At 70.3% G+C, this 23,992-nt stretch carries 20 protein-coding genes; 18 read left to right on the top strand and 2 right to left on the bottom strand.

Annotation, left to right across the window (positions count from 1 at the left end):
* The first annotated feature begins 147 nt into the window (after positions 1-147).
* Positions 148-1,593 (top strand): amino acid permease, encoded by a 1,446-nt coding sequence (locus ACYUED_RS35205; RefSeq protein ID WP_491288633.1) that lies wholly within the window; start codon positions 148-150, stop codon positions 1,591-1,593.
* A 446-nt stretch (positions 1,594-2,039) separates the two neighbouring features.
* Here ACYUED_RS35205 and polX read toward each other — a convergent pair whose 3' ends face one another.
* Positions 2,040-3,791 carry a DNA polymerase/3'-5' exonuclease PolX gene (gene polX / locus ACYUED_RS35200; RefSeq protein ID WP_491288632.1) on the bottom strand — a complete coding sequence of 584 codons (1,752 nt, stop codon included), beginning with the start codon at positions 3,789-3,791 and terminating at the stop codon, positions 2,040-2,042.
* Positions 3,792-4,067: 276 nt separating this feature from the next.
* Here polX and ACYUED_RS35195 point away from each other — a divergent pair, with 276 nt between their 5' ends.
* The 17 genes from ACYUED_RS35195 to ACYUED_RS35115 all read left to right on the top strand — a co-directional run bounded on the left by ACYUED_RS35195 (position 4,068) and on the right by ACYUED_RS35115 (position 21,812).
* The gene (locus tag ACYUED_RS35195; protein ID WP_491288631.1) at positions 4,068-5,084 is read left to right on the top strand and encodes a lytic transglycosylase domain-containing protein; all 1,017 of its coding nucleotides are present in this window, start codon (positions 4,068-4,070) and stop codon (positions 5,082-5,084) included.
* A gap of 123 nt (positions 5,085-5,207) precedes the next feature.
* The gene (locus ACYUED_RS35190; RefSeq protein ID WP_491288630.1) at positions 5,208-6,218 is read left to right on the top strand and encodes an RNA polymerase sigma factor; all 1,011 of its coding nucleotides are present in this window, start codon (positions 5,208-5,210) and stop codon (positions 6,216-6,218) included.
* 332 nt (positions 6,219-6,550) lie between these two features.
* Positions 6,551-7,498 (top strand): ABC transporter ATP-binding protein, encoded by a 948-nt coding sequence (locus ACYUED_RS35185; RefSeq protein ID WP_491288629.1) that lies wholly within the window; start codon positions 6,551-6,553, stop codon positions 7,496-7,498.
* Entirely contained in the window at positions 7,495-8,265 is a 771-nt protein-coding gene (locus ACYUED_RS35180; RefSeq protein ID WP_491288628.1) for an MlaE family ABC transporter permease, read from the top strand. The genes ACYUED_RS35185 and ACYUED_RS35180 overlap by 4 nt, the downstream gene beginning before the upstream one ends.
* A 3-nt stretch (positions 8,266-8,268) precedes the next feature.
* Positions 8,269-9,072: an MlaE family ABC transporter permease gene (locus ACYUED_RS35175; RefSeq protein ID WP_491288627.1), complete on the top strand. Its 804-nt coding sequence runs from the start codon at positions 8,269-8,271 to the stop codon at positions 9,070-9,072.
* 5 nt (positions 9,073-9,077) lie between these two features.
* On the top strand, positions 9,078-10,313 hold the full coding sequence (locus ACYUED_RS35170; protein ID WP_491288626.1) for an MCE family protein: 1,236 nt from the start codon (positions 9,078-9,080) through the stop codon (positions 10,311-10,313).
* Positions 10,310-11,347, top strand: a complete 1,038-nt coding sequence (locus ACYUED_RS35165) for an MCE family protein (protein WP_491288625.1) — start codon at positions 10,310-10,312, stop codon at positions 11,345-11,347. Before ACYUED_RS35170 ends, ACYUED_RS35165 begins: the two co-directional genes overlap by 4 nt.
* A gap of 251 nt (positions 11,348-11,598) precedes the next feature.
* A complete protein-coding gene (locus ACYUED_RS35160; RefSeq protein WP_491294574.1) occupies positions 11,599-12,624 on the top strand; it encodes an MCE family protein in 1,026 nt (341 codons plus the stop codon).
* 35 nt (positions 12,625-12,659) lie between these two features.
* On the top strand, positions 12,660-13,760 hold the full coding sequence (locus ACYUED_RS35155) for an MCE family protein (RefSeq protein ID WP_491294573.1): 1,101 nt from the start codon (positions 12,660-12,662) through the stop codon (positions 13,758-13,760).
* Entirely contained in the window at positions 13,757-15,025 is a 1,269-nt protein-coding gene (locus ACYUED_RS35150; protein ID WP_491288624.1) for an MCE family protein, read from the top strand. The genes ACYUED_RS35155 and ACYUED_RS35150 overlap by 4 nt, the downstream gene beginning before the upstream one ends.
* Complete coding sequence (locus tag ACYUED_RS35145; protein WP_491288623.1) at positions 15,022-16,299, top strand: MCE family protein; 1,278 nt, start codon at positions 15,022-15,024, stop codon at positions 16,297-16,299. Before ACYUED_RS35150 ends, ACYUED_RS35145 begins: the two co-directional genes overlap by 4 nt.
* Complete coding sequence (locus ACYUED_RS35140) at positions 16,272-16,775, top strand: Rv1363c family protein (protein ID WP_491288622.1); 504 nt, start codon at positions 16,272-16,274, stop codon at positions 16,773-16,775. Before ACYUED_RS35145 ends, ACYUED_RS35140 begins: the two co-directional genes overlap by 28 nt.
* A gap of 27 nt (positions 16,776-16,802) precedes the next feature.
* Positions 16,803-17,477 carry an Rv1363c family protein gene (locus ACYUED_RS35135; RefSeq protein WP_491288621.1) on the top strand — a complete coding sequence of 225 codons (675 nt, stop codon included), beginning with the start codon at positions 16,803-16,805 and terminating at the stop codon, positions 17,475-17,477.
* 170 nt (positions 17,478-17,647) lie between these two features.
* Positions 17,648-18,505, top strand: a complete 858-nt coding sequence (locus ACYUED_RS35130; protein ID WP_491288620.1) for a TIM barrel protein — start codon at positions 17,648-17,650, stop codon at positions 18,503-18,505.
* Between the two features lie 140 nt (positions 18,506-18,645).
* Positions 18,646-19,536 carry a 2-hydroxy-3-oxopropionate reductase gene (locus tag ACYUED_RS35125; protein WP_491288619.1) on the top strand — a complete coding sequence of 297 codons (891 nt, stop codon included), beginning with the start codon at positions 18,646-18,648 and terminating at the stop codon, positions 19,534-19,536.
* 175 nt (positions 19,537-19,711) lie between these two features.
* Positions 19,712-21,184, top strand: a complete 1,473-nt coding sequence (locus ACYUED_RS35120; protein ID WP_491288618.1) for a catalase — start codon at positions 19,712-19,714, stop codon at positions 21,182-21,184.
* Positions 21,185-21,548: 364 nt separating this feature from the next.
* A complete protein-coding gene (locus tag ACYUED_RS35115; protein WP_491288617.1) occupies positions 21,549-21,812 on the top strand; it encodes a hypothetical protein in 264 nt (87 codons plus the stop codon).
* Positions 21,813-22,033: 221 nt separating this feature from the next.
* Here the strand turns inward: ACYUED_RS35115 and gcl are convergent, their stop codons facing one another.
* Positions 22,034-23,818: a glyoxylate carboligase gene (gene gcl / locus ACYUED_RS35110; RefSeq protein ID WP_491288616.1), complete on the bottom strand. Its 1,785-nt coding sequence runs from the start codon at positions 23,816-23,818 to the stop codon at positions 22,034-22,036.
* Positions 23,819-23,992 lie beyond the last annotated feature (174 nt).

The raw sequence follows: 23,992 nt of genomic DNA, 5'->3' as shown, positions 1-23,992 counted from the left end.
CCACCATGCCCACACGGCAACAGTGATCGCATCCCGCGACGCGTCCAGATTTCCGCACCCGTCCCCTCTCGGTGGAATCGGCGCGCTCAACCCCCGCCCAGCCCACCGACGCATGCCCTCGTCCGCACTCCCTCAATGGATGTCGAGATGACCATACGCCCCCCTCTTTCCGCCACAACTCCGCAGACCAGCCCCGAAAGCACCACCGAGCCCGGCCTGACGGCCGGGCTCAAGAACCGCCATCTGTCGATGATCGCCATCGGCGGGGTCATCGGCGCCGGCCTGTTCGTCGGCTCCGGCTCCGGCATCGCCGCCGCAGGCCCCGGCATCCTCGTCTCGTACGCCCTCGTCGGCATCCTCGTCGTCCTGGTGATGCGGATGCTGGGCGAGATGGCCGCGGCCAACCCCACCTCGGGCTCGTTCTCCGCGTACGCCGACCGGGCGCTGGGCCGCTGGGCCGGGTTCACGATCGGCTGGCTGTACTGGTTCTTCTGGGTCGTGGTGCTCGCGGTCGAGGCGACCGCGGGTGGCAGGATCCTGGCCGGCTGGATACCGGCGGTCCCGCAGTGGGGCTGGGCACTGATCGTCATGGTCGTCCTCACCGCCACCAACCTGGCCTCGGTCAGCTCCTACGGCGAGTTCGAGTTCTGGTTCGCCGGCATCAAGGTCGTCGCCATCGCCGCGTTCATCGTGGTGGGCGGCCTCGCGATCTTCGGTCTGCTGCCCGGCTCCGACCACCCCGCGTCCGGCTTCTCCAACCTGACCGGCCACGGCGGCTTCCTGCCGCACGGGCCGGGAGCGATCCTCACCGGCGTGCTGATGGTGGTCTTCTCCTTCATGGGCAGCGAGATCGTCACCCTCGCCGCCGGCGAGACCGCCGACCCGCGGGGCGCCGTCACCAAGGCCACCAACAGCGTGATCTGGCGTATCGCCGTGTTCTACCTGGGCTCGATCCTGATCGTTGTCTCGCTGCTGCGCTGGGACGACCCGGCCATCCTCAAGGACGGCTCCTACGTCGCCGCCCTGAGCTCCATCGGCATCCCGCACGCGAGCCAGATCATGAACGCCATCGTGCTGACGTCCGTGCTGTCGTGCCTCAACTCCGGCCTCTACACCGCGTCCCGCATGGCCTTCTCCCTCGGCCGCCGCAACGACGCTCCGTCTGCCTTCGGACACACCACGAACCGCGGTGTGCCGCGGCCGGCCATCCTGGCCTCGGTGGTCTTCGGCTTCGTCGCGGTCGCCTTCAACTACCTCTGGCCCGACACCATCTTCCAGTTCCTCCTCAACGCCTCCGGCGCCATCGCCCTGTTCGTCTGGCTGGTGATCTGCTTCTCCCAGCTGCGGATGCGCAAGATCATCCAGCGCGAGGCGCCCGAGAAGCTCGTCGTCAGGATGTGGCTCTACCCCTACCTCACCTGGGCCACCATCGCCCTGATCACCTTCGTCCTCGGCTACATGCTGACCGACACCGCCGACGGCGGCGGCCGCGACCAGGTGGTCCTGTCCACCCTGTTGGCCCTCGGCGTGGTGGCCGTCGCACTCGTCCGCCAACGACTCCGCCGCAGGAGCGACGCCCTCACCTCGTCGTAGTCACCGGACCTCGCCGGGCGGCGGCCTCCCCCTCAGGCCGGCGGCAGTGGCGCCTCTCCCCTCGCGCCACCGGCGCCCTGCCACCTCCGGCCCAGGGCGCCGGTGTCACCACGACCGGTTGAATCCGGGACTGCCACCGCGATCGCCGCGATCAGGCAGGCCCGGTCCCTTCTCGTTGCTCCAGCCCATCCCCGCGCCTGAGCCGGTCGACGGTGGCGGGCGGCGACGGCTCCCTCGCTTCGCAGCCGTCGACGACGTTCCCGATCCGGCTCGTTGACCGGCGGCGCTCGCGGAGGAGCCGCCAGGACTCCCCCGGCGGCCGTCGACGATGCCGTGCTCGCGAGCGGCCCGTGTTCGCACAAGTCAGTGCCGTGGAGCGGGACTTCACTCTCCATCGCGCGCGCTCGGCCCCACGCGCTGCTCGGCTCTTCGGGCAGGCCTCGCGGTCACGGCCCGGCCTGCCTGCCGTTGCGCAGGAAGCCGCGCAGCCGACGCTCCGGCCACGTGTTGATCACGTCGTCCGCGGTGAGCCAGCCGCGCTGCGCGGTGCCGATGCCGTACCGCATGTTGGCCAGGTGGGGTACGGCGTGGGCGTCGCTGTCGACGGCGAACTTCACGCCGTACCGCCGGGCCCGCAGGATGTCCTCGTCGCGCAGGTCGAGGCGGTCCGGGTGAGCGTTGATCTCCAGGGCCGTGCCGGTGCGGGCGCAGGCGGCGAAGATCGCGTCCAGGTCGGCGTCGATGCCCGGCCGCTTGCCGATGACTCGGGTGGTGGGGTGGCCGATGAGGTCGACGTACGGGTTCTCGCAGGCCCGGACGATCCGGCGGGTCAGCTCCTCGCGCCCCTGGTGGAAGTGCGAGTGCACGGAGGCCACGCACAGGTCGAAGCCGGCGAGGAACGCGGCGGGCCAGTCCACCTCGCCGTCCGGGCCGATGTTCAGCTCGGCCCCGTGCAGCAACCGCAGACCGCCGCGGCGGCCCCGGGTGGGGTACGTGCCGTCGAGTTCGCGCACCCGCTCGCGCTGGGCCAGCATCCGCTCGTCGGTCATGCGCTGCATGGCCATGTCCGGACCGTGGTCGGTGATCGCGTAGTAGGCGTAGCCGCGCGCGGCGGCGGCCTCCGCCATCTCCTCCAGCGGGGCGAGCCCGTCGGTGAGGTCGGTGTGGGTGTGCAGATCGCCGCGGAGGTCCGCCTCCGTCACCAGGTCGGGCAGTTCGCCCCGCAGCCCGGCCTCGATCTCGCCGCGGTCCTCACGGAGTGGGGGCGGGATCCAGGGCAGGCCGAGCCGGGCGTACACCTCCTCCTCGGTCTCGGAGACGATCTTCTTGCCGCTCTCCACGTCGAAGAGTCCGTACTCGGAGAGCTTGAGCTTGTGGTGCACGGCCAGCTCGCGGGTGCGGATGTTGTGGCCTTTGGAGCCGGTGAAATACTGCAGTGCCGCGCCCCAGGAGTCCGGCGGCACCACACGCAGGTCGACGTTGAGGCCCCTGCTGGTGCGCACGGACGTCTTCTTCTCGCCGGTCCCGATCACCTCGGTGACGTAGGGCAGCTCGGTGAACGCCCGCATGATCGGCGCCGACTTCTTCGCGGCGGCGAGGATGTCGATGTCGCCGATCGTCTCGCGGACCCGGCGCAGCGACCCGGCGTACGCACACCGCAGGCAGCCCTTGACCTCGGACAGCGCGCTCACGATGTCGTCGGCGAGTTCCCTCGCGACGTCGAGCTGGACGCGCCCGCCCGCGGACTGCAGGAGTTCGATGCCGTGGAGGATGTTCTCCTCGGTCTTCGGTCCGAAGCCCCTGAGGTCGCGCAGCCGCTCCTCGTGGATGGCGTCGGCGAGTTCGTCGACCGAGGAGACGCCGAGCTCCTCGTACACCACCATCGCCTTCTTCGGGCCGAGCGTGGGGATGGCCGTGAGGCGCCGGACTCCGGCGGGGATCTTCGCGCGCAGTTCCTCGACGGCCGGGACGCTGCCGTCGTCGAAGTACTCGAGGACCTTCTGGGCGATCGACTTCCCGACGTTCGGGATCTGCTGGAGGCCCTTGAGGTCGAGCGTGGAGACGTCGGCATGGTGGCCGCCGACCGACCGGGCAGCCTTCTCGTAGACGCGTGCCTTGAACGCGTCCCCTCCGGTGATCGAGATCAGGTCCGCGTACTCCTGCAACAGCGCGGCGACCTCGTCGTTGGACCGGGCCACACCTTCAGGGTAGGGCCTGCCCGGCGGCTCGGGCCGACTACGGGGAACGCCTGACGGCCGCCCCGAGCGGGGTCTGGTGCGTGCAGTTGCGGGGCGGAGGAGGGAGTCGACGCAATGGGGGTCCACTCACGCCCTTGAGGCAGTGGGGGAGCGCGTGCCAGGGCCCGCAACGTCGGCCTGATCCGCCGGACAGGCCCTGAGCGCAGCGACGGACGTGCCGCCCGGCCCCGTAGAGCAGTCGAGAGCAGCTCACAGTCACAGGGAGGGGAACAAGACATGGCAGGGCAGAGGGGCAGACGCGTCAGGGGTACGGCGGTCGCGGCGGCGGCGATGGCCGCGCTCACGGCGTCGCAGGCACCGGGGGCGGCCGAGGCGCAGGCATCCGTGCCGGCCCGGGAGACCGCGGAGCACGGGACGAGCGTGTCCGGTGGCACTCCGTACCGCACCGATCTCCCGCCGCTCACGCGCAGGCACAAGGGTGCGGACGCGGGACCGGGCACGGCATCGGTGGCCGGCGGCGCGGTGCCCGCCACCGTCTTCGCCGCCTACCGGGACGCCGAGGCGGAACTCGCCCGCACCGCACCCGGCTGCGGACTGCGCTGGCAACTGCTGGCCGCGATCGGCCAGGTGGAGTCGGGACAGGCGGGCGGCGGCCGGGTGACCTCGGACGGTACGACGCCGACGCCGATCCTGGGTCCGCGGCTGGACGGCGGCGCCTTCGCCGTCGTAGGGGACACGGACGGTGGTGCGTACGACGGGGACGGGGTGTACGACCGGGCGGTGGGGCCGATGCAGTTCATCCCGTCGACGTGGGCGCGGTGGGGTGCGGACGGGAACGGCGACGGGCGGGCCGACCCCGACAACGTGTTCGACGCGGCGCTCGCCGCGGGGCGGTACCTGTGTGCGGGCGGGCGTGACCTGTCCGAGGCCTCCGGGCTGGACGCGGCGATCCTCGGCTACAACCACTCGGCGGCGTATCTGCGGACGGTGCGGGCCTGGTACGCGTACCTCCTGGAGGGGCACCGGGTGGTGCCGGACGGTCACGGCTCCGGCTCCGGCACTGCGGAGGCGACCGCGCGGCCCTCGAAGCGCCCGAAGTCCGCTCATCCGAAATCCGCGCCGAAGCCGACGCCGAAGCCTCGTCCCAGCGCCTCCCCGTCCCCCGCGCCGGCCTCTGCGACGCCCTCCAACTCCCCTTCGGCGTCCGGGACATCGTCGGAACCCGTCGCGCCCGTACCCACCCCGAGCATCGACCTTCCCGTCGGTGACGTCCTCCCCAGCACCGGCCTCTGACCAGTAACGGCGCGGACTCGATGGCTTCCTCCCTCTCCACAACCGCGGCTACCCGGCGGTAATGTCGCCACCCGCCGGTCCGGGACCAGGGCCTGTCCGGCGGGTGAGCGCGAAGGGGCCCTCATGGCGACGGAGATGCCTGCGGATATGGAAGCCGCCGACGAGCGCTGGCAGCGCATGTGGAGCCACCGCGAGCAGCTGCTCAAGGTGGCCCGGCGCAGGTCGATGAGCCAGGAGGACGCCGAGGACGCCGTGCACGAGGCGATGCTGCGTGCGGCGGAACGGCCCGATCTGGACGACGCGCGGCTCGGTGCGTGGCTGACGACGGTGACCATGCGGCTGTGTGTCGACCGGTACCGCCAGGTCAACCGCGAGACCGAGGTCCGCGTCAGCCCGACGCTGATCGCGCCCGGTCCGGTGCCGGTGGAGGAGGCGGTGTGCGACCGGGCGGAGGCGAAGTGGCTGGCGGTGCGCAGCGGTGAGCTGCCCGCCCGGCAGGCTGAGGCACTGTGGCTGAAGTCCGAGGACCTGGACGTCGGCCAGGTCGCCGTGAAGATGGGGCTCAGCTACCGCACGGTCGAGTCGCTGCTGGCCCGGGCCCGGCGGACCCTGCGCAACTCACTGGCCGCGACGCTCGGCTTCGCCCTGTTCCTGCTGGGCCGGGGGCGCCTCAAGGCCGGCGGCAAGGCACAGGCCGTGGCGGTCGCGTCGACGGCGGCGACACTGGCGGTGGCGGGCCTGGTGCTGCCGTACGCGCTGGACGGGGGCGGCGGCGCGACGGCGCCGCGTCCGTCGGTGGCTCCCGGCCCGGGAGCCCTGCGGACCGACGCCACCGGCACGGCCCGCACCGGGCGGTCACCCGGCCCCTCCGCCACGACGGCCACTCACCGGACGGCCGGCCCGTCCGGCGACGGATCGCGGGCCGTACCGCTGTCCGTGCCGCCCCTGCCGGAGGTGTCGGCGCCTGCGGTGCCGCAGGTGCCCGGGGTACCCAAGGTCTCCGGGGTTCCCGCGCTGCCGAAGGTGACGGACCTGCCCGACGTGCCTTCGGCGCCGGCCGACTCGGCTGTCCCCTCCCCGCCATCCGCCTCCCTCCCGACTCCGACCCTGAGCGTGCTCCCGTCGGTCCCGTAGACCGGGCCCGAGCCGGTCCTGGACCGGCACGAACCGATCCGGCGGCCCCCCGAGCCGATCCCGCGGGCCTTCCCGAGCCGACTCGCGTGGACCCGCCCGAAAGCAATTCGCCTCGCGGGCGCTCCCACAGGCCGCCCCGGCCCTCCCACGAATGCCGAGAAGCTCCCCCGAGCCACCAGCGGGGACAGACGGCTCCTGAGGCCGCCGGGACGGGTGACCCGAGCGCTCCCCCTCCCACCCCCGAAAAAATTTCCCTTTTCCCGCGACGGACGCCCCGTCCCTCCCCGTAGAGCAGATGTCGGAGCTGTTTCACGGGCCGAAGGGTGCAACGGATGGGTGTCGAGATCTGTGTGGAAGGGCTGACCAAGTCCTTCGGACACCAGGTCATCTGGCAGGACGTCTCGCTGACGCTGCCCGCCGGGGAGGTCTCGGTCCTGCTCGGCCCCTCCGGCACGGGCAAGTCGGTGTTCCTCAAGACGCTCGTGGGGCTGCTGAAGCCGGACCGCGGAAGCGTGAGGATCGCGGGGCGGGACATCACACGGCTGCGCGAGCACGAGCTGTACGAGGTGCGAAAGCTCTTCGGTGTGCTGTTCCAGGACGGCGCGCTGTTCGGCTCGATGAATCTCTACGACAACATCGCGTTCCCGCTGCGCGAGCACACCCGTAAGTCCGAGAGCGAGATCCGGCGCATCGTGCTGGACAAGATGGACATGGTCGGGTTGATCGGCTCGGAGCCGAAACTCCCCGGTGAGATCTCCGGCGGGATGCGGAAGCGGGCCGGGCTGGCCCGGGCCCTCGTCCTCGATCCCGAGATCATCCTCTTCGACGAGCCCGACTCCGGGCTCGATCCCGTCCGCGTCGCCTATCTCAACCAGCTCATCGTCGACCTCAACGCCCAGATCGACGCGACCTTCCTGATCGTCACCCACGACATCGCCTCGGCGCGCCAGGTGCCGGACAACATCGGGCTGTTGTTCCGGCGCGAACTGGTGATGTTCGGACCGCGCGAGGAGCTGCTGACCAGTGACGAGCCGGTCGTGCGGCAGTTCCTGAACGGGCGCATGCAGGGCCCGATCGGCATGGCGGAGGAGAAGGACGCCGCCCAGGTCGAGCAGGAGCTGGCCGCGCTCGGCGGCACCGGCACCCGGCAGACTCCCGGCAATCAGGCTCTGACTCCCCGCCTGCTGCCGGGCCCAGGCATCCTCCGGCCGCCCCGCTGGGACGCGATCGCCGAGCGCGAGGCGGAGCTGCGTCGCCGGAAGGCGGTGGCGGACGTATGAGAGTGTCGCCGACCGGAGCGCTGCGGCAGTCCGGGAACCTGTTCGCGATGGCGCTGGACGTCGTCCGGACGATGCCCCGACGGCCGTTCCAGGCACGGGAGTTCATCCAGCAGGCCTGGTTCATCGCGAGCGTCACCATCCTGCCGACCGCACTGGTCTCCATCCCCTTCGGGGCGGTCATCGCGCTGCAGATCGGCAGCCTCACCCGGCAGCTCGGCGCCCAGTCCTTCTCCGGGGCAGCGTCCGTGCTGGCGGTGCTGCGCGAGGCCTCGCCGATCGTCACCGCACTGCTGATCGCGGGCGCGGGCGGCACGGCGATCTGCGCGGACCTGGGGGCACGGAAGATCCGCGAGGAGATCGACGCGATGCAGGTGCTGGGCATCGATCCGATCCACCGGCTCGTCGTGCCGCGCGTACTCGCGTCCATGGTCGTGGCGGTGCTGCTCAACGGCCTGGTGTCGGTGGTGGGCGTGGCCGGCGGCTACTTCTTCAACGTCGTTCTGCAGAACGGCACTCCGGGCGCCTATCTCGCCTCCTTCACCACCCTCGCCCAGCTCTCCGACCTGTGGGCGGCCGAGATCAAGGCACTCGTCTTCGGGGCGATCGCGGCGATCGTCGCCTCGTACAAGGGACTTACGGCGAAGGGCGGTCCCAAGGGCGTGGGCGACGCCGTGAACCAGTCGGTGGTGATCACCTTCATGTTGCTGTTCGTGACGAACTTCGTGATGACCGCGGTGTACTTCCAGGTCGTCCCGCAGAGGGGCTGAGGCATGGCACTCCTGAAGAGTCTGGAGGGGCTGGGCAGCCAACTCTCCTTCTACGGCCGCTCGTTGGCCTGGACCGGCCGCACCGTGCGCCGCTACAAGAAGGAGATCCTGCGGCTGCTCGCCGAGGTGAGCTTCGGCCGCGGCGCCCTCGCGGTGGTGGGCGGCACGGTCGGCGTGATCGCCTTCCTGTCCTTCTTCACCGGCACGGAGGTGGGACTGCAGGGCTACGCCGCCCTCAACCAGCTCGGCACCTCCAACTTCGTGGCCTTCCTGTCGGCGTACTTCAACACCCGCGAGATCGCACCCCTGGTGGCCGGACTCGCGCTCTCCGCGACCGTCGGCGCAGGCTTCACCGCCCAGCTCGGCGCCATGCGGATCAGCGAGGAGACCGATGCCCTGGAGGTCATGGGCGTGCCCTCGCTGCCGTTCCTGGTGACCACCCGGATGATCGCCGGGTTCGTCGCCGTGATCCCGCTGTACGTCATCGGGCTACTGTCCTCGTACCTCGCCGCCCGGACCATCACCACCGGCTACTACGGGCAGTCGGCCGGCACCTACGACCACTACTTCCAGCAGTACCTGCCACCGGTCGACGTGCTGTGGTCCTTCGGGAAGGTGCTCGTCTTCGCCGTCCTGATCATCCTCGTGCACTGCTTCTACGGCTACTACGCGAGCGGCGGCCCGGCGGGCGTCGGCGTCGCGGTGGGCCGCGCCGTGCGCACCTCGATCGTGGCGATCAACGTCCTCGACTTCTTCCTGTCGCTCGCGATCTGGGGCGCCAACACGACCGTACGGATTGCGGGGTGAACCGTATGAGGGTGCTGAGACTGCGGTTGTACGGGCTGGTGTTCATCGCCGTGCTCGCGGTGCTGCTGTCGTTGTCCGTCGCCGTGTACCGGCAGGTGTTCACCCCGGCCGTGCGGATCACGCTGGAGGCCGACCGCCTCGGCAACCAGCTCGACCCGCGCGCCGACGTCAAGCTGCGCGGACTGCTGGTCGGCGAGGTGCGCTCGGTGCACGCCGACGGGACGAAGGCGACCCTCGACATCGCGCTCAAGCCCCAGTACGTCGCCGGCATCCCCTCCGACGTGCGGGCACGCCTGCTGCCCAAGACGCTGTTCGGCGAGAGGTACGTCGACCTGGTCGCGCCCGCCCACTCCACCGCCCGGCCCCTCCGCGCCGGCGACGTCATCCCCCAGGACCGCACCCGCGTGGGCATCGAGATGCAGCAGCTGATGAACGACCTGCTGCCGCTGCTGCGGACCGTGCAGCCCGGCAAGCTCAACGCCACGCTCTCCGCCTTCGCCAACGCCCTCGAAGGGCGCGGCGACCGGATCGGCGACAACCTCACCCGCGTGGAGGACTACCTGCACCGCCTCAATCCCCATCTGCCGTCCCTCACCGAGGACTTCGCCCGTCTGGCCGATGTCGCGGAGGTGTACGGCGACGCGGCGCCGGACCTGATGGAGGTCCTGCGCAACACCGTCACCACCAGCCGCACCCTGGTCGAGCAGCGGGACCGGCTCGCGTCCGCGCTCACCACGACGGCGACGGCCGCGGACACCGCCGACGACTTCCTCGGCGCGAACGGCGACCGGCTGATCACCCTCGGCCGGGTCTCCCGCCCGACGCTGGAGCTCTTCGCCCGCTACTCCCCCGAGTACCCCTGCCTCCTGTCCGGCCTGGTCCACGAGGAACAGGCCTCCGACCAGGCCTTCCGGGGCGGCAGGATGCACATCACGCTCGAGGTCGTACGGCAGCGGGGGGCGTACCGACCCGGCGAGGAGCCGCGTTACGGCGACCGTTCGGGCCCCGACTGCCGTGATCTGCCGAACCCTTCGGTCCCGGCTCCCGGCGTCCATCTCAACGACGGCTCCCAGAAGGGCGGTTCGTCCGGACCGCTCGGCGTGTCCGCCACCCGGTCCGAGCAGCGGGCCGTGGGCTCGCTGGTGTCGCCGGTGCTGGGCGTGCCGGCCGACGAGGTGCCGCCGGTCGTGACGCTGCTGTTCGGGCCGATGGCACGCGGGACGGCGGTGAGCGTCGCATGAAGACGTCGGCAGCCCGGCAGACCGCGGCCCCCCTCGTCAAGTTCAGCCTCTTCGCCCTGGTGACGGTGGTGGCGACGGCCCTGCTCGCCGCCACCATCGTCAACCTCTCCTCCACCCCCGAGCACACGTACCGTGCCGTCTTCAGCGATGTCACCGGCCTGGAGAAGGGCGACGACATCCGGGTCGCCGGAGTGCGGGTCGGCGAGGTCGAGGGCATCCGGATCAAGGACCGGACGCTGGCGGAGGTCAGCTTCAGCGCGAGCGCGGACCGGCCGCTGCTCACCAGCACGCACGCCGTCATCCGCTACCGGAACCTGGTCGGGCAGCGCTACGTCGCCCTCACCGAGGGCGCGGGCGACGGCACCCGGCTGAGGCCCGGCGCCACCATCCCGCTGCGGCGCACCCAGCCCGCCCTCGACCTCAACGCCCTGCTGAACGGCTTCAAACCGCTGTTCGCCGCGCTCAGCCCGCAGGACGTCAACCAGCTCGCCACCGAGATCATCAGGACGCTGCAGGGCGAGGGCGGCACGGTCAACAGCCTGCTGGCGCACACGGCTTCGCTCACCACGACGCTGGCGGGCCGCGACAAGCTGATCGGGTCGGTGATCGACAACCTCAACACCGTGCTGGCGACGCTCGACAAGCGCGGCGCCCGCTTCTCCGGGCTGCTCAAGCAGCTGCGCAGGGTGATCTCCGGTCTGTCCGCCGACCGCAAGCCCATCGGCGAGTCGCTGACGAACATCGGCGACCTGACGGACGCCACCTCGGGGCTGCTGACGGATGCGCGGCCGCCGCTGAAGGACGACATCGCCCGGCTGACCGACCTCACCGGGACGCTGAACGACAACGAGAAGACCGTGGAGGGCGTCCTGAAGCGGCTGCCGAACAAGCTCAACGCACTGACGGGGACCGCGTCCTACGGCTCGTGGTTCAACTTCTACCTCTGCGACTTCGACGGCCGGATCGTGCTGCCGAAGACGAAGCAGGTGCTGAGCCCCGACATGCACGTGGCGAGGGCGAGGTGCGGCTCATGACCCGCGTCTCCCGGAAGAACCGCCCGGAACCCCTGGTCAAGGTCCGTATCGACCCACCGAGGCTGCCGCGGATACGGCTGCCGAAGATACGGCTGCTCCCCCACCGGCCACCGCGCCCGCGAAAGCCGCAGCCGCTGGTGAAGGTCCGCATCGACCCACCGAAGCTGCCGCGGATACGGCTGCCGAAGATACGGCTGCTCCCCCACCGGCCACCGCGCCCGCGAAAGCCGCAGCCGCTCGTGAAGGTCCGCATCGACCCGCCCCGCATCAGGCTCCCGCGGATCGGGCGCCCGCGTCTCGCCCCGTTCCGCGAGCGCAACCCCGTCGTCATCGGCGCCGTGGGCCTCACCGTCCTCGCGCTGCTGACGGTGGCCGCGTTCAACGCCGACAGCCTGCCCTTCATCGGGGGCGGAAAGACGTACAGTGCGGCCTTCTCCGAGGCGGGCGGTCTCAAGCCGGGCGACGAGGTGCGGATCGCCGGGGTGAAGGTGGGCAAGGTCGAGGACGTCGACCTGGACGGCGACCATGTCAAGGTCACCTTCAAGGTCAAGGGCGATCCGGCGTTCGGCACCGGGACCGGCGCGTCGATCCGGGTGAAGACGATCCTCGGCGCGAAGTATCTGGCGCTGCAGCCAAAGGGGACGGGCCAGTTGAAGCCGGGCAGCGAGATCCCGCTGCGGCGCACGGTGGCGGCGTACGACGTCGTGCAGGCCTTCAGCGACCTCACCACCACCTCGGAGAAGGTCGACACCGAGCGGCTGGCAAAGGCCCTGGACACCATCTCCACCACCTTCCAGGACTCGCCCGCCGACGTGCGCGCGTCCATCAGGGGCCTGTCGCGGATCTCCCGCACGGTGGCCTCGCGCGACAAGGCCCTCGGCGAACTCCTCGACCACGCCAACGGCACGACCGGCGTACTCGCCGACCGCTCCGAGGACTTCACCGCCCTGATCAAGGACGGCGACAAGCTGTTCAAGGAGATCGGCAAACGCCGGACGGCGATCCACAGACTGCTGAAGACCTCCGCCGCGCTCGGCATCGAGCTGTCCGGTCTGGTCGACGACAACAACAAGGAGATCGGGCCCGCGCTGAAGGGCCTGGAGCGTGTGGTGCAGATGCTCGAACGCAACCAGTCCAGTCTCGACCGGAGCGTGCGGCTGCTCGCGCCCTACGTCCGGCTCTTCACCAACACCCTCGGCGACGGCCGCTGGTTCGACTCCTACGTCCAGAACCTCGTCGCCGCTCCGGTGACACCGCGGACGGGAGGCGACCGGTGAAGCGCCCAAAGAGCCGCCTGACCAGGCGGGTGGCCATGCTCACCGCACTGGCCCTGGTGGCCGCCCTCACCTACGTGCTGTGGCCGCGCCCAGGGAAGGTCCACGTCACCGCGTACTTCCCGCGCACCGTCGGCATCTACCCCGGCTCGGACGTCCGCGTGCTCGGCGTACGGATCGGCGAGGTCGGGAGGATCACGCCCGAGGGCGACCGGGTGCGCGTCGAGTTCGAGTACGACGCGGGGCGCAAGGTGCCCGCCGAGGCCAAGGCCGCGATCATCAACTCCTCGGTGGTCAGCGACCGTTACCTGCAACTGCTGCCGGTGTACCGAAAGGGCCCGGTCATGCGCAGCGGTGCCGTCATCCCCGAGAAGCGCACCGCCGTGCCCGTCGAGCTGGACCGCATCTTCGACAGCCTGCACACCACGGCGGACGCGCTCGGCCCCAAGGGCGCCAACAAGGACGGCTCCCTGTCGCGGCTGCTCGGGGTGAGCGCCGACAACCTGGGCGGCCAGGGCGAGAACCTCAACCGGACGGTCCAGGACCTCTCGCAGGCGGTCACCACGCTGTCCGGCGGCCGTACGGACCTGTTCGGCACGGTGCGCAACCTGCAGGTGTTCACGGCGGCGCTCGCGGCCGACGACAAGAGCGTGCGGTCGTTCGACACCAGCCTCGCCAAGGTCGCGCAGCAGCTGTCGGGCGAGCGGAAGGACCTCGCGGCGGCACTCGCGAACCTCGCCACGGCCCTCGGCGACGTGTCCTCCTTCGTGAAGCACAACAAGAAGGCGCTGACCTCGGACGTGCGGGGCCTGAGCAAGGTGACCAAGGTGCTCGTCACCCAACGGGCCGCGCTGGACGAGCTGTTGGCGGTGGCCCCCACGGGTCTGTCGAACCTCAACAACGCCTACAACCCGTCCTCCGGCACCCTCGACACCCGCAACAACGCCCGGCAGGCGCAGGATCCGGCCTCTCTCCTGTGCTCCCTGCTCAGAACGGCGGGCGACGAAGGCGGCAAGAACCCCGACTGCAAGGAGCTGAAGAAACTGTTCGACTCCCTGCCCGAAGTGCCCACGCAGGGCACCGCGGTGACGGGCACGACCGACAGAACGCTCGGCGGGATCCTGGGGGCGAGCGCATGAGCGTGCGGAGAAAGGCCGGGACGGTGGCCTGGGCGGCGGTCGGTTCGCTGCTGATGTCCGGCTGCGAGTTCAACGGCTGGTACGACGTCCCACTGCCCGGTGGCGCGGCCGCGGACGGTCACGCGTACCACGTCACCGTCGAGTTCCGCGACGTCCTCGATCTCGTGCCGCAGTCGGCGGTGAAGGTCGACGACGTCACCGTGGGCGCGGTCGAGAAGGTGCGGCTGGACGGCTGGCACGCACGCGTACGGCTGCGGGTCGCCGACTCGGTGAAGCTGCCCGGCAACGCGGTCGCCGAGCTGCGGCAGACCAGCCTGCTCGGCGAGAAGTACGTGGCGCTCGCCGCCCCGGCCGGCACCACCCCCGTGGGCCGGCTGCGCGACGGCGACCGCATCCCGCTGTCCCGCAGCGGCCGCAACCCGGAGGTCGAGGAGGTGCTGTCCGCACTGTCCGCCCTGCTCAACGGCGGCGGCGTGGCCCAGCTCAAGACGATCACCGTGGAGCTGAACAAGGCCCTGGACGGCCGGGAGAACCGTGTCCGGTCGCTGCTGAAGGAGCTGAACACGTTCGTCGGTGGGCTGGACGAGCAGAAGGCGGACATCGTCCGCGCCATCAAGGCCGTCGACCGGCTCGCGGGGCGGCTCGGCAAGGAGAAGAAGACCATCGCCGACGCCGTCGACACGATGCCGCCCGCGCTGAAGGTGCTGGCGGGCCAGCGGCGCAATCTGACGAAGATGCTCACCTCCCTGTCGAAGCTCGGCAGGACGGGCACGAAGGTGGTCGAGGCCTCGCACGACGACACGGTCGCCAACCTCGTAAAGCTCCGGCCGATCCTGCAGCAGCTGAACAAGGCGGGCAGCGATCTGCCCAACTCCCTCGAAATGCTGACCACTTACCCGTTCCCGCGCAATGCCACGGAGGCCGTCAAGGGCGACTACGTCAACCTGCACCTCACCGCGGACCTCGATCTGGCGGACCTCTACGGCAACGTGGCGGGCGGCAACTCCGGCGGGGGCAAGGGCGGTTCGCCGACACCGAGCACCCCCGGCGTACCGGATCTGCCGGATCCACCGGACCTGCCGAGCGTGCCGACGCCTACTCCGCTGCCGAGCACACCGGGGCTGCCGTCGTCGCCGTCGGCCCCCTCGGGCGGCGGGCCGCTCTGCCCGCCGGTGTGCACGAGCAGCTACACCACGAACGCGAAGCCGCCCGAGGGGATCGACCTCGCGCTCGCCGAGCTGATGCTGAAGGGGGTCCAGCCGTGATCACCCGTACCGTCAAGGCGCAGTTGCTCGCCTTCGCCACCGTCACCGCCGTCGGGGTGTCGTACGTCGGCGCCGAGTACACGGGCCTGGTGGACGACGTCCTGGACCGCGGCTACACGGTGCGGGCCGACTTCGCCGACTCCGGGGGTGTCTTCCCGGGCGCCGAGGTCACCTACCGCGGGGTGCCGGTGGGGCGCGTCGGCAAGCTGGGGCTGACCGGCGACGGCGGAGTGTCGGTCGCCCTCGACATCGAGGACGGCGCGCCGCGCATCCCCGCGGACACCCTTGCCGTGGTCGCGAACCGTTCGGCGGTGGGCGAGCAGTACGTCGATCTGCAGCCGCGGACCTCCCACGGCCCGTACCTCCTCGACGGCAGCGCGATCCCGCGCGGCAGCACGCGCGTGCCGCTGCCCACGACCGAGCTCGTCCTCAGTCTCGACCGGCTGGTGAACTCCGTCGGCAAGGACGATCTGCGGATTACGGTCGACGAGTTGGGCAAGGCCTTCGACGGCACGGGACCGGACCTGAGCCGGCTGGTGGACTCCGGCAACGCGCTCGTCGAGTCGGCGTCCGACTCGCTGCCCCAGACGATCTCGCTGATCGAGGACTCCCGGAAGGTCCTCAAGACACAGGCCGACCAGGGCTCGTCCATCAAGTCGTTCGCACACGATCTGGCCTTGCTCACCAAGCAGTTGAAGTCGAGCGACGGCGACCTGCGCAAGCTGATCGGCAACTCCACGCCGGCCGCGCAGGAGGTCAACTCCCTGCTGAAGTCGACCGGTCCGCAGCTTTCGGTCCTCCTCGCCAACCTGATCAGCGGAGGCCAGGTCACCCTGGCCCACCTGCCCGGCGTGGAGCAGGCGCTCGTCACCTTCCCGGCGCTGGTCTCGGGCAGCTACACGGTCGTCCCGGGCGACGGGACGTTCCACTTCGGCCTGGTGGTGAACGCCGACGACCCGCCTGCCTGCACCCAGGGGTACGGCACGACCTGGCGCGATCCCTCGGACACCGGCAGGCGCGCGGCGAACACCGACGCGCGCTGCACCGCCCCGCGCGGCGGCAAGACCTCGGTACGGGGTGCGCAGAACGCCCCCGGCGCACGCTCCGCTTCGGGCGGCGCGAACCAGGCGGCGTATGTCACGCCGTACGACCCGGAGACCGGCACCGCGACCGGCCCGGACGGAAGGCCCGTCGAGATCGGCTCGACAGGCGGCCAGCAGACGGTGTTCGGAAAGGAGTCGTGGCAATGGCTGCTCGTTGGACCGATGGCCTGAACGGGAGGGCGCTCACGGTCGGACTCGTCGTGGCGACCGTCCTCACCACCGCGGCAGCGCTCTGGCTGAGCCTCCGCGTCTACGACGACCACGAGAGGGAGACGAGGCGCCAGGACGTCCTGTCCGCCGCCCGCCAGTCCGCGCTGAACTTCACCTCGCTCGACTACCGGCACTACGACCGGGACAGCACGAACGTCCTCAAGGGCGCCACCGGCGACTTCAAGAAGCAGTTCAGTGCGCAGACGCAAGACCTGACCAAGCTGGTCGCCGAGAACAGGTCCGTGTCCGAGGGGCAGGTCCTCGACGCCGGCATCGTCCGGTCAACCACTCGCTCAGCCCGCGTCCTGGTGGTCGCCGACAGCAAGGTGACCAACTCCGCCGTGCCCAAGGGGGAGGCGCGCACCTATCGGCTGCAGCTCGACCTGGTGTACCGGGGCGGGCGCTGGCTCACCTCCGACGTCGAGTTCGTGGGCTGACCCGCCCCACCAGTGAGGAGTACGACCATGGCGAACCCGACCGTACGCAGCCGCGCGATGAACGCGGCCGCCCGAGCGGCGGCCAGGCGCACCCAACGGGTGGAGCCCCTGACTCCGGAGCCGTCGCCCCGGGGCCCCGAGGAAGAGAGCCTTGAAGAAGCGGGCCTTGAGGAAGAGGCGCTCGAGGAAGAGCCCCGTGAGGAAGAGGCCCCAGCACCTGCGTCCCGACGGTGGCTGCCCATCGCTGTGGTCGGCGCTCTGCTGGCCGTGGGCCTGGTCGCGGCGTCGGTGCTCGGGTGGCAGTACGCGCAGGAGCGGCGCACGGAGAGCGCCCGGGCGCAGGCGCTCACGGCCGCGCGGACTGCGGCGCCGGTCGTGCTGTCGTACGACTACCGGCATCTGGACCGCGACTTCGCGCGGGCGCGTACGCACCTGACCGGGCACTTCCGCGACGAGTACGGGAAGACGACGGCGAGTGTGGTCGGGCCGACGGCGGAGAAGTACCACGGGGTGGTGAAGGCGACGGTCGCCGCTGCCTCCGTCGCGTCGGCGTCACCGGAGAAGGTCACGGTCCTGCTCTTCGTCAACCAGGTCACGCAGAGCACCCAGGTCTCGGGCTCCCGGCTGGACCTGAACCGGGTGCGGATGACGATGAACCACACGTCCGACGGCTGGCAGGTGAGCGCCGTGGACGCACTCTGATCAGCCTCTTCGACACGCCCCCGCGCATCCGGCGCGGGGGCGTTTTTTTGTGCCGACGGCCTTGACAGCTCTCCCCCGCCCCAGGCAGTCTTCCATTAAGCAGAAACGACTTTCCGGATTATGGAATATACGGAAGCACTGAGACGCCACAGAAGGGAGCGCCGACCCAGATGCCGGGTTTTGATTCGGGCACAGCCGCAGACCAGCGCTTCAACGTCAACCTGTCGATCCTCTTCACGGAACTCCCGCTCCTGGAGCGCCCCGCGGCCGCCGCCGCGGCGGGCTTCACCGCGGTCGAGCTGTGGTGGCCCTGGGTCGACTCCCCCACCCCCGAGCAGTCCGAGCTCGACGCCCTGAAGAAGGCGATCGAGGACGCGGGCGTCCAGCTCACGGGCCTGAACTTCTACGCGGGGCAGCTGCCCGGCCCGGACCGCGGCGCCCTGTCGATCCCCGGCGAGGAGTCGGACAGGTTCCGCGCCAACATCGACGTGGCCGCCGACTTCGCCCAGGCCCTGGGCTGCACGGCGCTCAACGCGCTGTACGGCAACCGCGTCGAGGGCGTGGACCCGGCCGACCAGGAAGCACTGGCCCTGGAGAACCTCACCCTCGCGGCCCGGGCCGCGGACCGGATCGGCGCGATTCTCCTCGTCGAGGCGCTGAACAAGCCCGAGTCGCCGCTGTACCCGCTGGTGTCGGCACCGGCCGCGGTCGGAATCGTCGACAAGGTGAACGACGCGACGGGGCTGGGCAACGCGCGCTTCCTGATGGACCTCTACCACCTGTCCATGAACGGTGAGGACCTGCCGTCGGTGATCGAGCGGTACGCGGCGAAGACCGGCCACGTGCAGATCGCCGACAACCCGGGACGCGGAACGCCGGGCACGGGGACGCTGCCGCTGGAGGACCTGTTGGACCAGCTGAGGAAGGCGGGTTACGACGGCTGGGTCGGCCTGGAGTACAAGCCGGGCGACCGTCCGAGCGCCGAGGCCTTCGAGTGGCTGCCGTTCGCGGCCCGCGCCGCGCGCTGACGTTGCCGTCCCCGAGGGCCGCCGCCCCCGGACTCCGCTTCGGCCTGAACGGCCCCGCCCTCAAACGCCGGACGGGCCGGATCGCACCGACCGGCACCAATTCGCAGACGCAGCACAGCAGTCAGAGAGGCACCCCCATCATGAGCATCCACCCCAAGATCGCCTGGATCGGCCTCGGCATCATGGGCTCCCCCATGTCCGAGAACCTGATCAAGGCGGGTCACGACGTCACCGGCTTCACCCTGGAGCAGGACAAGCTGGACCGCCTCGCCGCCGCCGGCGGCACCGTGGCCGGGTCCATCGCCGAGGCCGTGAGGAACGCCGACGTGATCGTGACGATGGTGCCGGCATCGCCTCAGGTCGAGGCGATCGCGTACGGCCCCGACGGCATCCTGGAGAACGCGCGCTCCGGCGCGCTGCTGATCGACATGTCCTCGATCACCCCGCAGACCTCCGTCGACCTGGCGAAGGCGGCCGAGGGCAAGGGCATCCGCGTCCTGGACGCCCCCGTGTCCGGCGGTGAGGCCGGCGCCGTCGAGGCCGTACTGTCGATCATGGTCGGCGGCGAGCAGGCCGACTTCGACCTCGCGAAGCCGATCCTCGAGGCTCTCGGCAAGACCATCGTGCTGTGCGGTCCGCACGGCTCGGGCCAGACCGTGAAGGCCGCCAACCAGCTGATCGTCGCCGTGAACATCCAGGCGTGCGCCGAGGCCGTGGTCTTCCTGGAGAAGTCGGGCGTGGACCTGAAGGCCGCCCTGGACGTACTCAACGGCGGCCTCGCGGGCTCGACCGTGCTGACGCGCAAGAAGGACAACTTCCTCGGCCGCGACTTCAAGCCGGGCTTCCGGATCGACCTGCACCACAAGGACATGGGCATCGTCACGGACGCCGCCCGCAATGTCGGCGCCGCCCTGCCGGTCGGTGCCGTGGTCGCCCAGCTGGTCGCCGGCCTGCGAGCGCAGGGCGACGGCGGCCTGGACCACTCGGCGCTGCTGCGGGCCGTCGAGCGCCTCTCCGGCGCCCAGGTCTGATCCAGGCGCCACAAAGCTTCCGGGCGGCGCCGCCGCTGACATCTGTCCTGTCGCGCCCAGGCGGTGGCGTCGCCCGGAAACCACTTCAACAAACTGTTGACGCTCGGCACGTTCCGAATCTAGGCTCCACAAAGCGGAAATAGTTTTCCGCTGACACCCGCACGGAAGGTCCACGATGTCGAAGCGCGTGCTCACGGCGAGAACTCTCACCACGGAGTCCGGCGCCCCGGTCGCCGACAACCAGAACTCAGCCTCCGCCGGCATCGGCGGCCCGCTCCTCCTCCAGGACCAGCACCTCCTGGAGAAGCTGGCGCGCTTCAACCGCGAGCGCATCCCGGAGCGTGTGGTGCACGCCCGTGGTTCCGGCGCCTACGGCTACTTCGAGGTGACGGACGACGTCGCCGGGTTCACCCACGCCGACTTCCTGAGCGCCGTGGGCAAGCGCACCGAGGTATTCCTGCGCTTCTCGACCGTGGCCGACTCGCTCGGCGGCGCGGACGCCGTCCGTGACCCGCGCGGCTTCGCGGTCAAGTTCTATACGGAAGAGGGCAATTACGACCTCGTCGGGAACAACACCCCGGTGTTCTTCATCAAGGACCCGCTCAAGTTCCCGGACTTCATCCACTCGCAGAAGCGCGACCCCTTCACGGGCCGCCAGGAGCCGGACAACGTCTGGGACTTCTGGGCGCACGCCCCCGAGGCCACGCACCAGGTGACCTGGCTGATGGGCGACCGCGGCATCCCGGCGTCGTACCGCCACATGAACGGCTACGGCTCGCACACCTACCAGTGGACGAACGCCGACGGCGAGGCCTTCTTCGTCAAGTACCACTTCAAGACGAACCAGGGCGTCCGCAGCCTGTCCTCGGAGCAGGCCGCCGAGATCGTGGGCAAGGACGCGAACTCCCACCAGACGGACCTGCTGCAGGCGATCGAGCGGGGCGTGAACCCGTCCTGGACGCTCTACGTGCAGGTCATGCCCGCGGCGGAGGCGGCCGACTACCGCTTCAACCCCTTCGACCTCACCAAGGTGTGGCCGCACCGGGACTTCCCGCTCCAGCGCGTCGGCCGGCTGGTCCTCGACCGCAACCCGGACAACGTCTTCGCCGAGGTCGAGCAGGCCGCGTTCTCCCCGAACAACTTCGTCCCGGGCATCGGCCCGTCGCCGGACAAGATGCTCCAGGGCCGCCTCTTCGCCTACGCGGACGCCCACCGCTACCGCCTGGGCGTCAACCACACACAGCTGGCCGTGAACGCGCCCAGGGCGACCGTCGCGAACAACTACGGCCGCGACGGCCTGATGGCGACCAACTCCCAGGGACGCGCGGCGAAGAACTACGAGCCGAACTCGTACGACGGCCCGGTGGAGACCGGCCGCCCCCTGGCGGCCCCGCTGGCGCTGACCGGCCACTCGGGCACCCACGAGGCGCCCCTGCACACCAAGGACGACGACTTCTTCCAGGCGGGCGAGCTGTACCGCCTGATGTCCGCCGAGGAGAGGTCCCGTCTGATCGCCAACATCGCCGGCGGCCTCTCCCAGGTCTCCCGCGACGACGTGATCGAGAAGAACCTGGCCCACTTCCACGCCGCCGACCCGGAGTACGGCAGGCGTGTGGAGGAGGCGGTCCGCGCCCTGCGCGAGGACTGAGCCTCGACTCAAGCCGCCCGTAACGGCGTTGGACCCGGATGAGGGGTGGTCCGGCGGCGTTCGGGCAGGACCGGGACCGCGGCGGCGTGCGAGCCAGTGCGGTGGTGAAGGTTCCGAGGCGCCCTTCTCGACCTGAGGGAAGGACGCCACCGGTTCCCCTCGCATCCGCCGCGGTCCCAGCCGCACAGACTCCGTCCGGCGGCGCGAACGTCCTGTCGCGCCCAGCCTCGCGCCGCCGGACGGCCACAACCCACCGGGGCGTCAGGCGCCGGATGCGGACGGTCCCGCATCCGGCGCCTTTCGTGTTCTCGGAGTACGGAGCTTCCGGGGTGCGGAGCGGCACCTTCCGCAGGAGCCTGAAGACATGGCACATCCAACCGAGCATCCGCACATCGTGGTGCACTCGCCGGCCCTGGACGGGTCCCGGCGGGTCACGGAGGGCGCCGAGACGCTGGGGATCGCCACGCACGTGGACGACGTGGGCGAGATCCTGCGGCTGGCCGATCTCTACGTCACCGACGTCGAGGACAGCGACCTCATCGAGTGGCAGGGCGGCGGCCCTGACGACTGGCCGGGCCTGTCGGAACATCACGCGGAGCAGAACGAGGAGCAGCACGAGGAGGCGTGAGAACACGCGTACTGCCCGGGACGTAGGACGCCTGCGCACACCTCAAATCCACCTCTGAACATGGTTCAGGAGGCTTCAACCGCTCCCGCGCGCGGGCACATTCATCTCACGCGGGGCCCGCCGACACGGGGGCGGCGGGCCTCGCCCGAGGACGGCGGTCCGAAGACGGCACAAGGGCGGCCCGACCTTCCGGTCGGGCCGCCCTCGTGGTGTGTGCCGGGTCAGACCTTCAGCGGCCTGATCGAGGTCGGGGCGTGCCCCGGCTCGGTGGCGATCTCCTCGAACTCGACGACGTTGCCGATGTCGTTCGTCTTCGACATCGCGATGTTCGTGACCCGTTCCAGGATCGCCTCGACGACGACCGGGACCTGGTGCTCTGCGGCGAGCTTCTTGGCCTGTTCGAGGGCCGCGCCGAGCTCGGCGGGATCGGTCACGCGGATCGCCTTGCAGCCGAGGCCCTCGACGACCTTGACGTGGTCGACGCCGTAGACGCCCAGCTCCGGGGAGTTGATGTTCTCGAACTCCAGGTTGACCTGGAAGTTGATGTCCAGGCCGATCTGCGCCTGGCGGATCAGGCCCAGGTAGGCGTTGTTCACCAGGACGTGCACGTACGGGATCCTGTGCTGCGCCCCGACCGCCAGCTCCTCGATCATGAACTGGAAGTCGTAGTCGCCGGAGAGGGCGACGACCTGCGCCTCGGGGTCGGCCTTGGCGACGCCCAGGGCGGCCGGGATGGTCCAGCCGAGGGGGCCGGCCTGGCCGCAGTTGATCCAGTGGCGCGGCTTGAAGACGTGCAGCATCTGGGCGCCGGCGATCTGCGAGAGGCCGATCGTCGAGACGTACCGGGTCTCGGGGCCGAAGGCCTTGTTCATCTCCTCGTAGACGCGCTGCGGCTTGATCGGGATGTCGTCGAAGTGCGTACGGCGCTGGAGAGTCGCCTTCCTCTCCTGTGCCGAGGCGGCCCACGCGGAGCGGTCGGGCAGCTTGCCCGCCGCCTTCAACTCCCGCGCCACCTCGACGAACAGCTCCAGCGCCGCCCTGGCGTCCGACGCGATGCCGTAGTCGGGGGCGAAGATCTTGCCGATCTGGGTGGGCTCGATGTCGACGTGGACGAACGTGCGGCCGGCCGTGTAGACGTCCAGCTTGCCGGTGTGGCGGTTGGCCCAGCGGTTGCCGATGCCGAGGACGAAGTCGGACTCCAGGAAGGTCGCGTTGCCGTAGCGGTGCGAGGTCTGCAGGCCGACCATGCCGGCGTTCAGCTCGTGGTCGTCGGGCAGGACGCCCCAGCCCATGAGGGTCGGGACGACCGGGGTTCCGGTCAACTCGGCGAATGCGACGAGGAGTTCGGCCGCGTCGGCGTTGATGACACCGCCACCGGCGACGATCAGCGGCCGCTCGGACTGGTTGAGCAGGCCGATCGCCTTCTCGATCTGCGCGCGGGTCGCGGCCGGCTTGTAGACCGGGAGGGGCTCGTACGTCTCCGGGTCGAACTCGATCTCGGTGAGCTGGACGTCGATCGGCAGGTCGATCAGGACCGGGCCGGGGCGGCCGGAGCGCATGAGATGGAAGGCCTGCTGGAAGGCGCCGGGGACCTGGGCGGCCTCCAGCACCGTGAGCGCCATCTTCGTGACCGGCTTGGCGATCGAGGCGATGTCCACGGCCTGGAAGTCCTCTTTGTGGATCACGGCGGTCGGGGCCTGGCCCGTGATGCACAGGATCGGGATGGAGTCGCCGATGGCGGAGTACAGCCCGGTGATCATGTCGGTGCCGGCCGGCCCGGAGGTGCCGATGCACACACCGATGTTGCCCGGGTGGGTCCTCGTGTACCCCTCGGCCATGTGCGAGGCACCCTCGACATGGCGGGCGAGGGTGTGGTGGACGCCGCCGGACGCCTTGAGCGCCGCGTAGAAGGGGTTGATCGCCGCGCCGGGCACACCGAACGCGTTGGTGACGCCCTCGCGCTTGAGGATCTCAACTGCCGCGCGGGCAGCGGTCATACGTGCCATCGAGTTCTCCTGCTTCGGCTGTCGGATTCGCACTCCCGTCGCGCCCCGCGGTGAGCTCTTCCGTGTCGACTTCCTGTAACCTCTAATTTCCGCATAGCGGAAATACTTTTCTACTATCTGGAAGCAATGTAAGTGCGCGGGGGAAGGCCGTCAAGGGACGGGCAAGCCGGGGGC

Source organism: Streptomyces sp. DF42, assembly GCF_058267695.1.
Note: the sequence above shows the minus strand (reverse complement) of the source record. Positions and strands in the feature narration are given on the sequence as shown.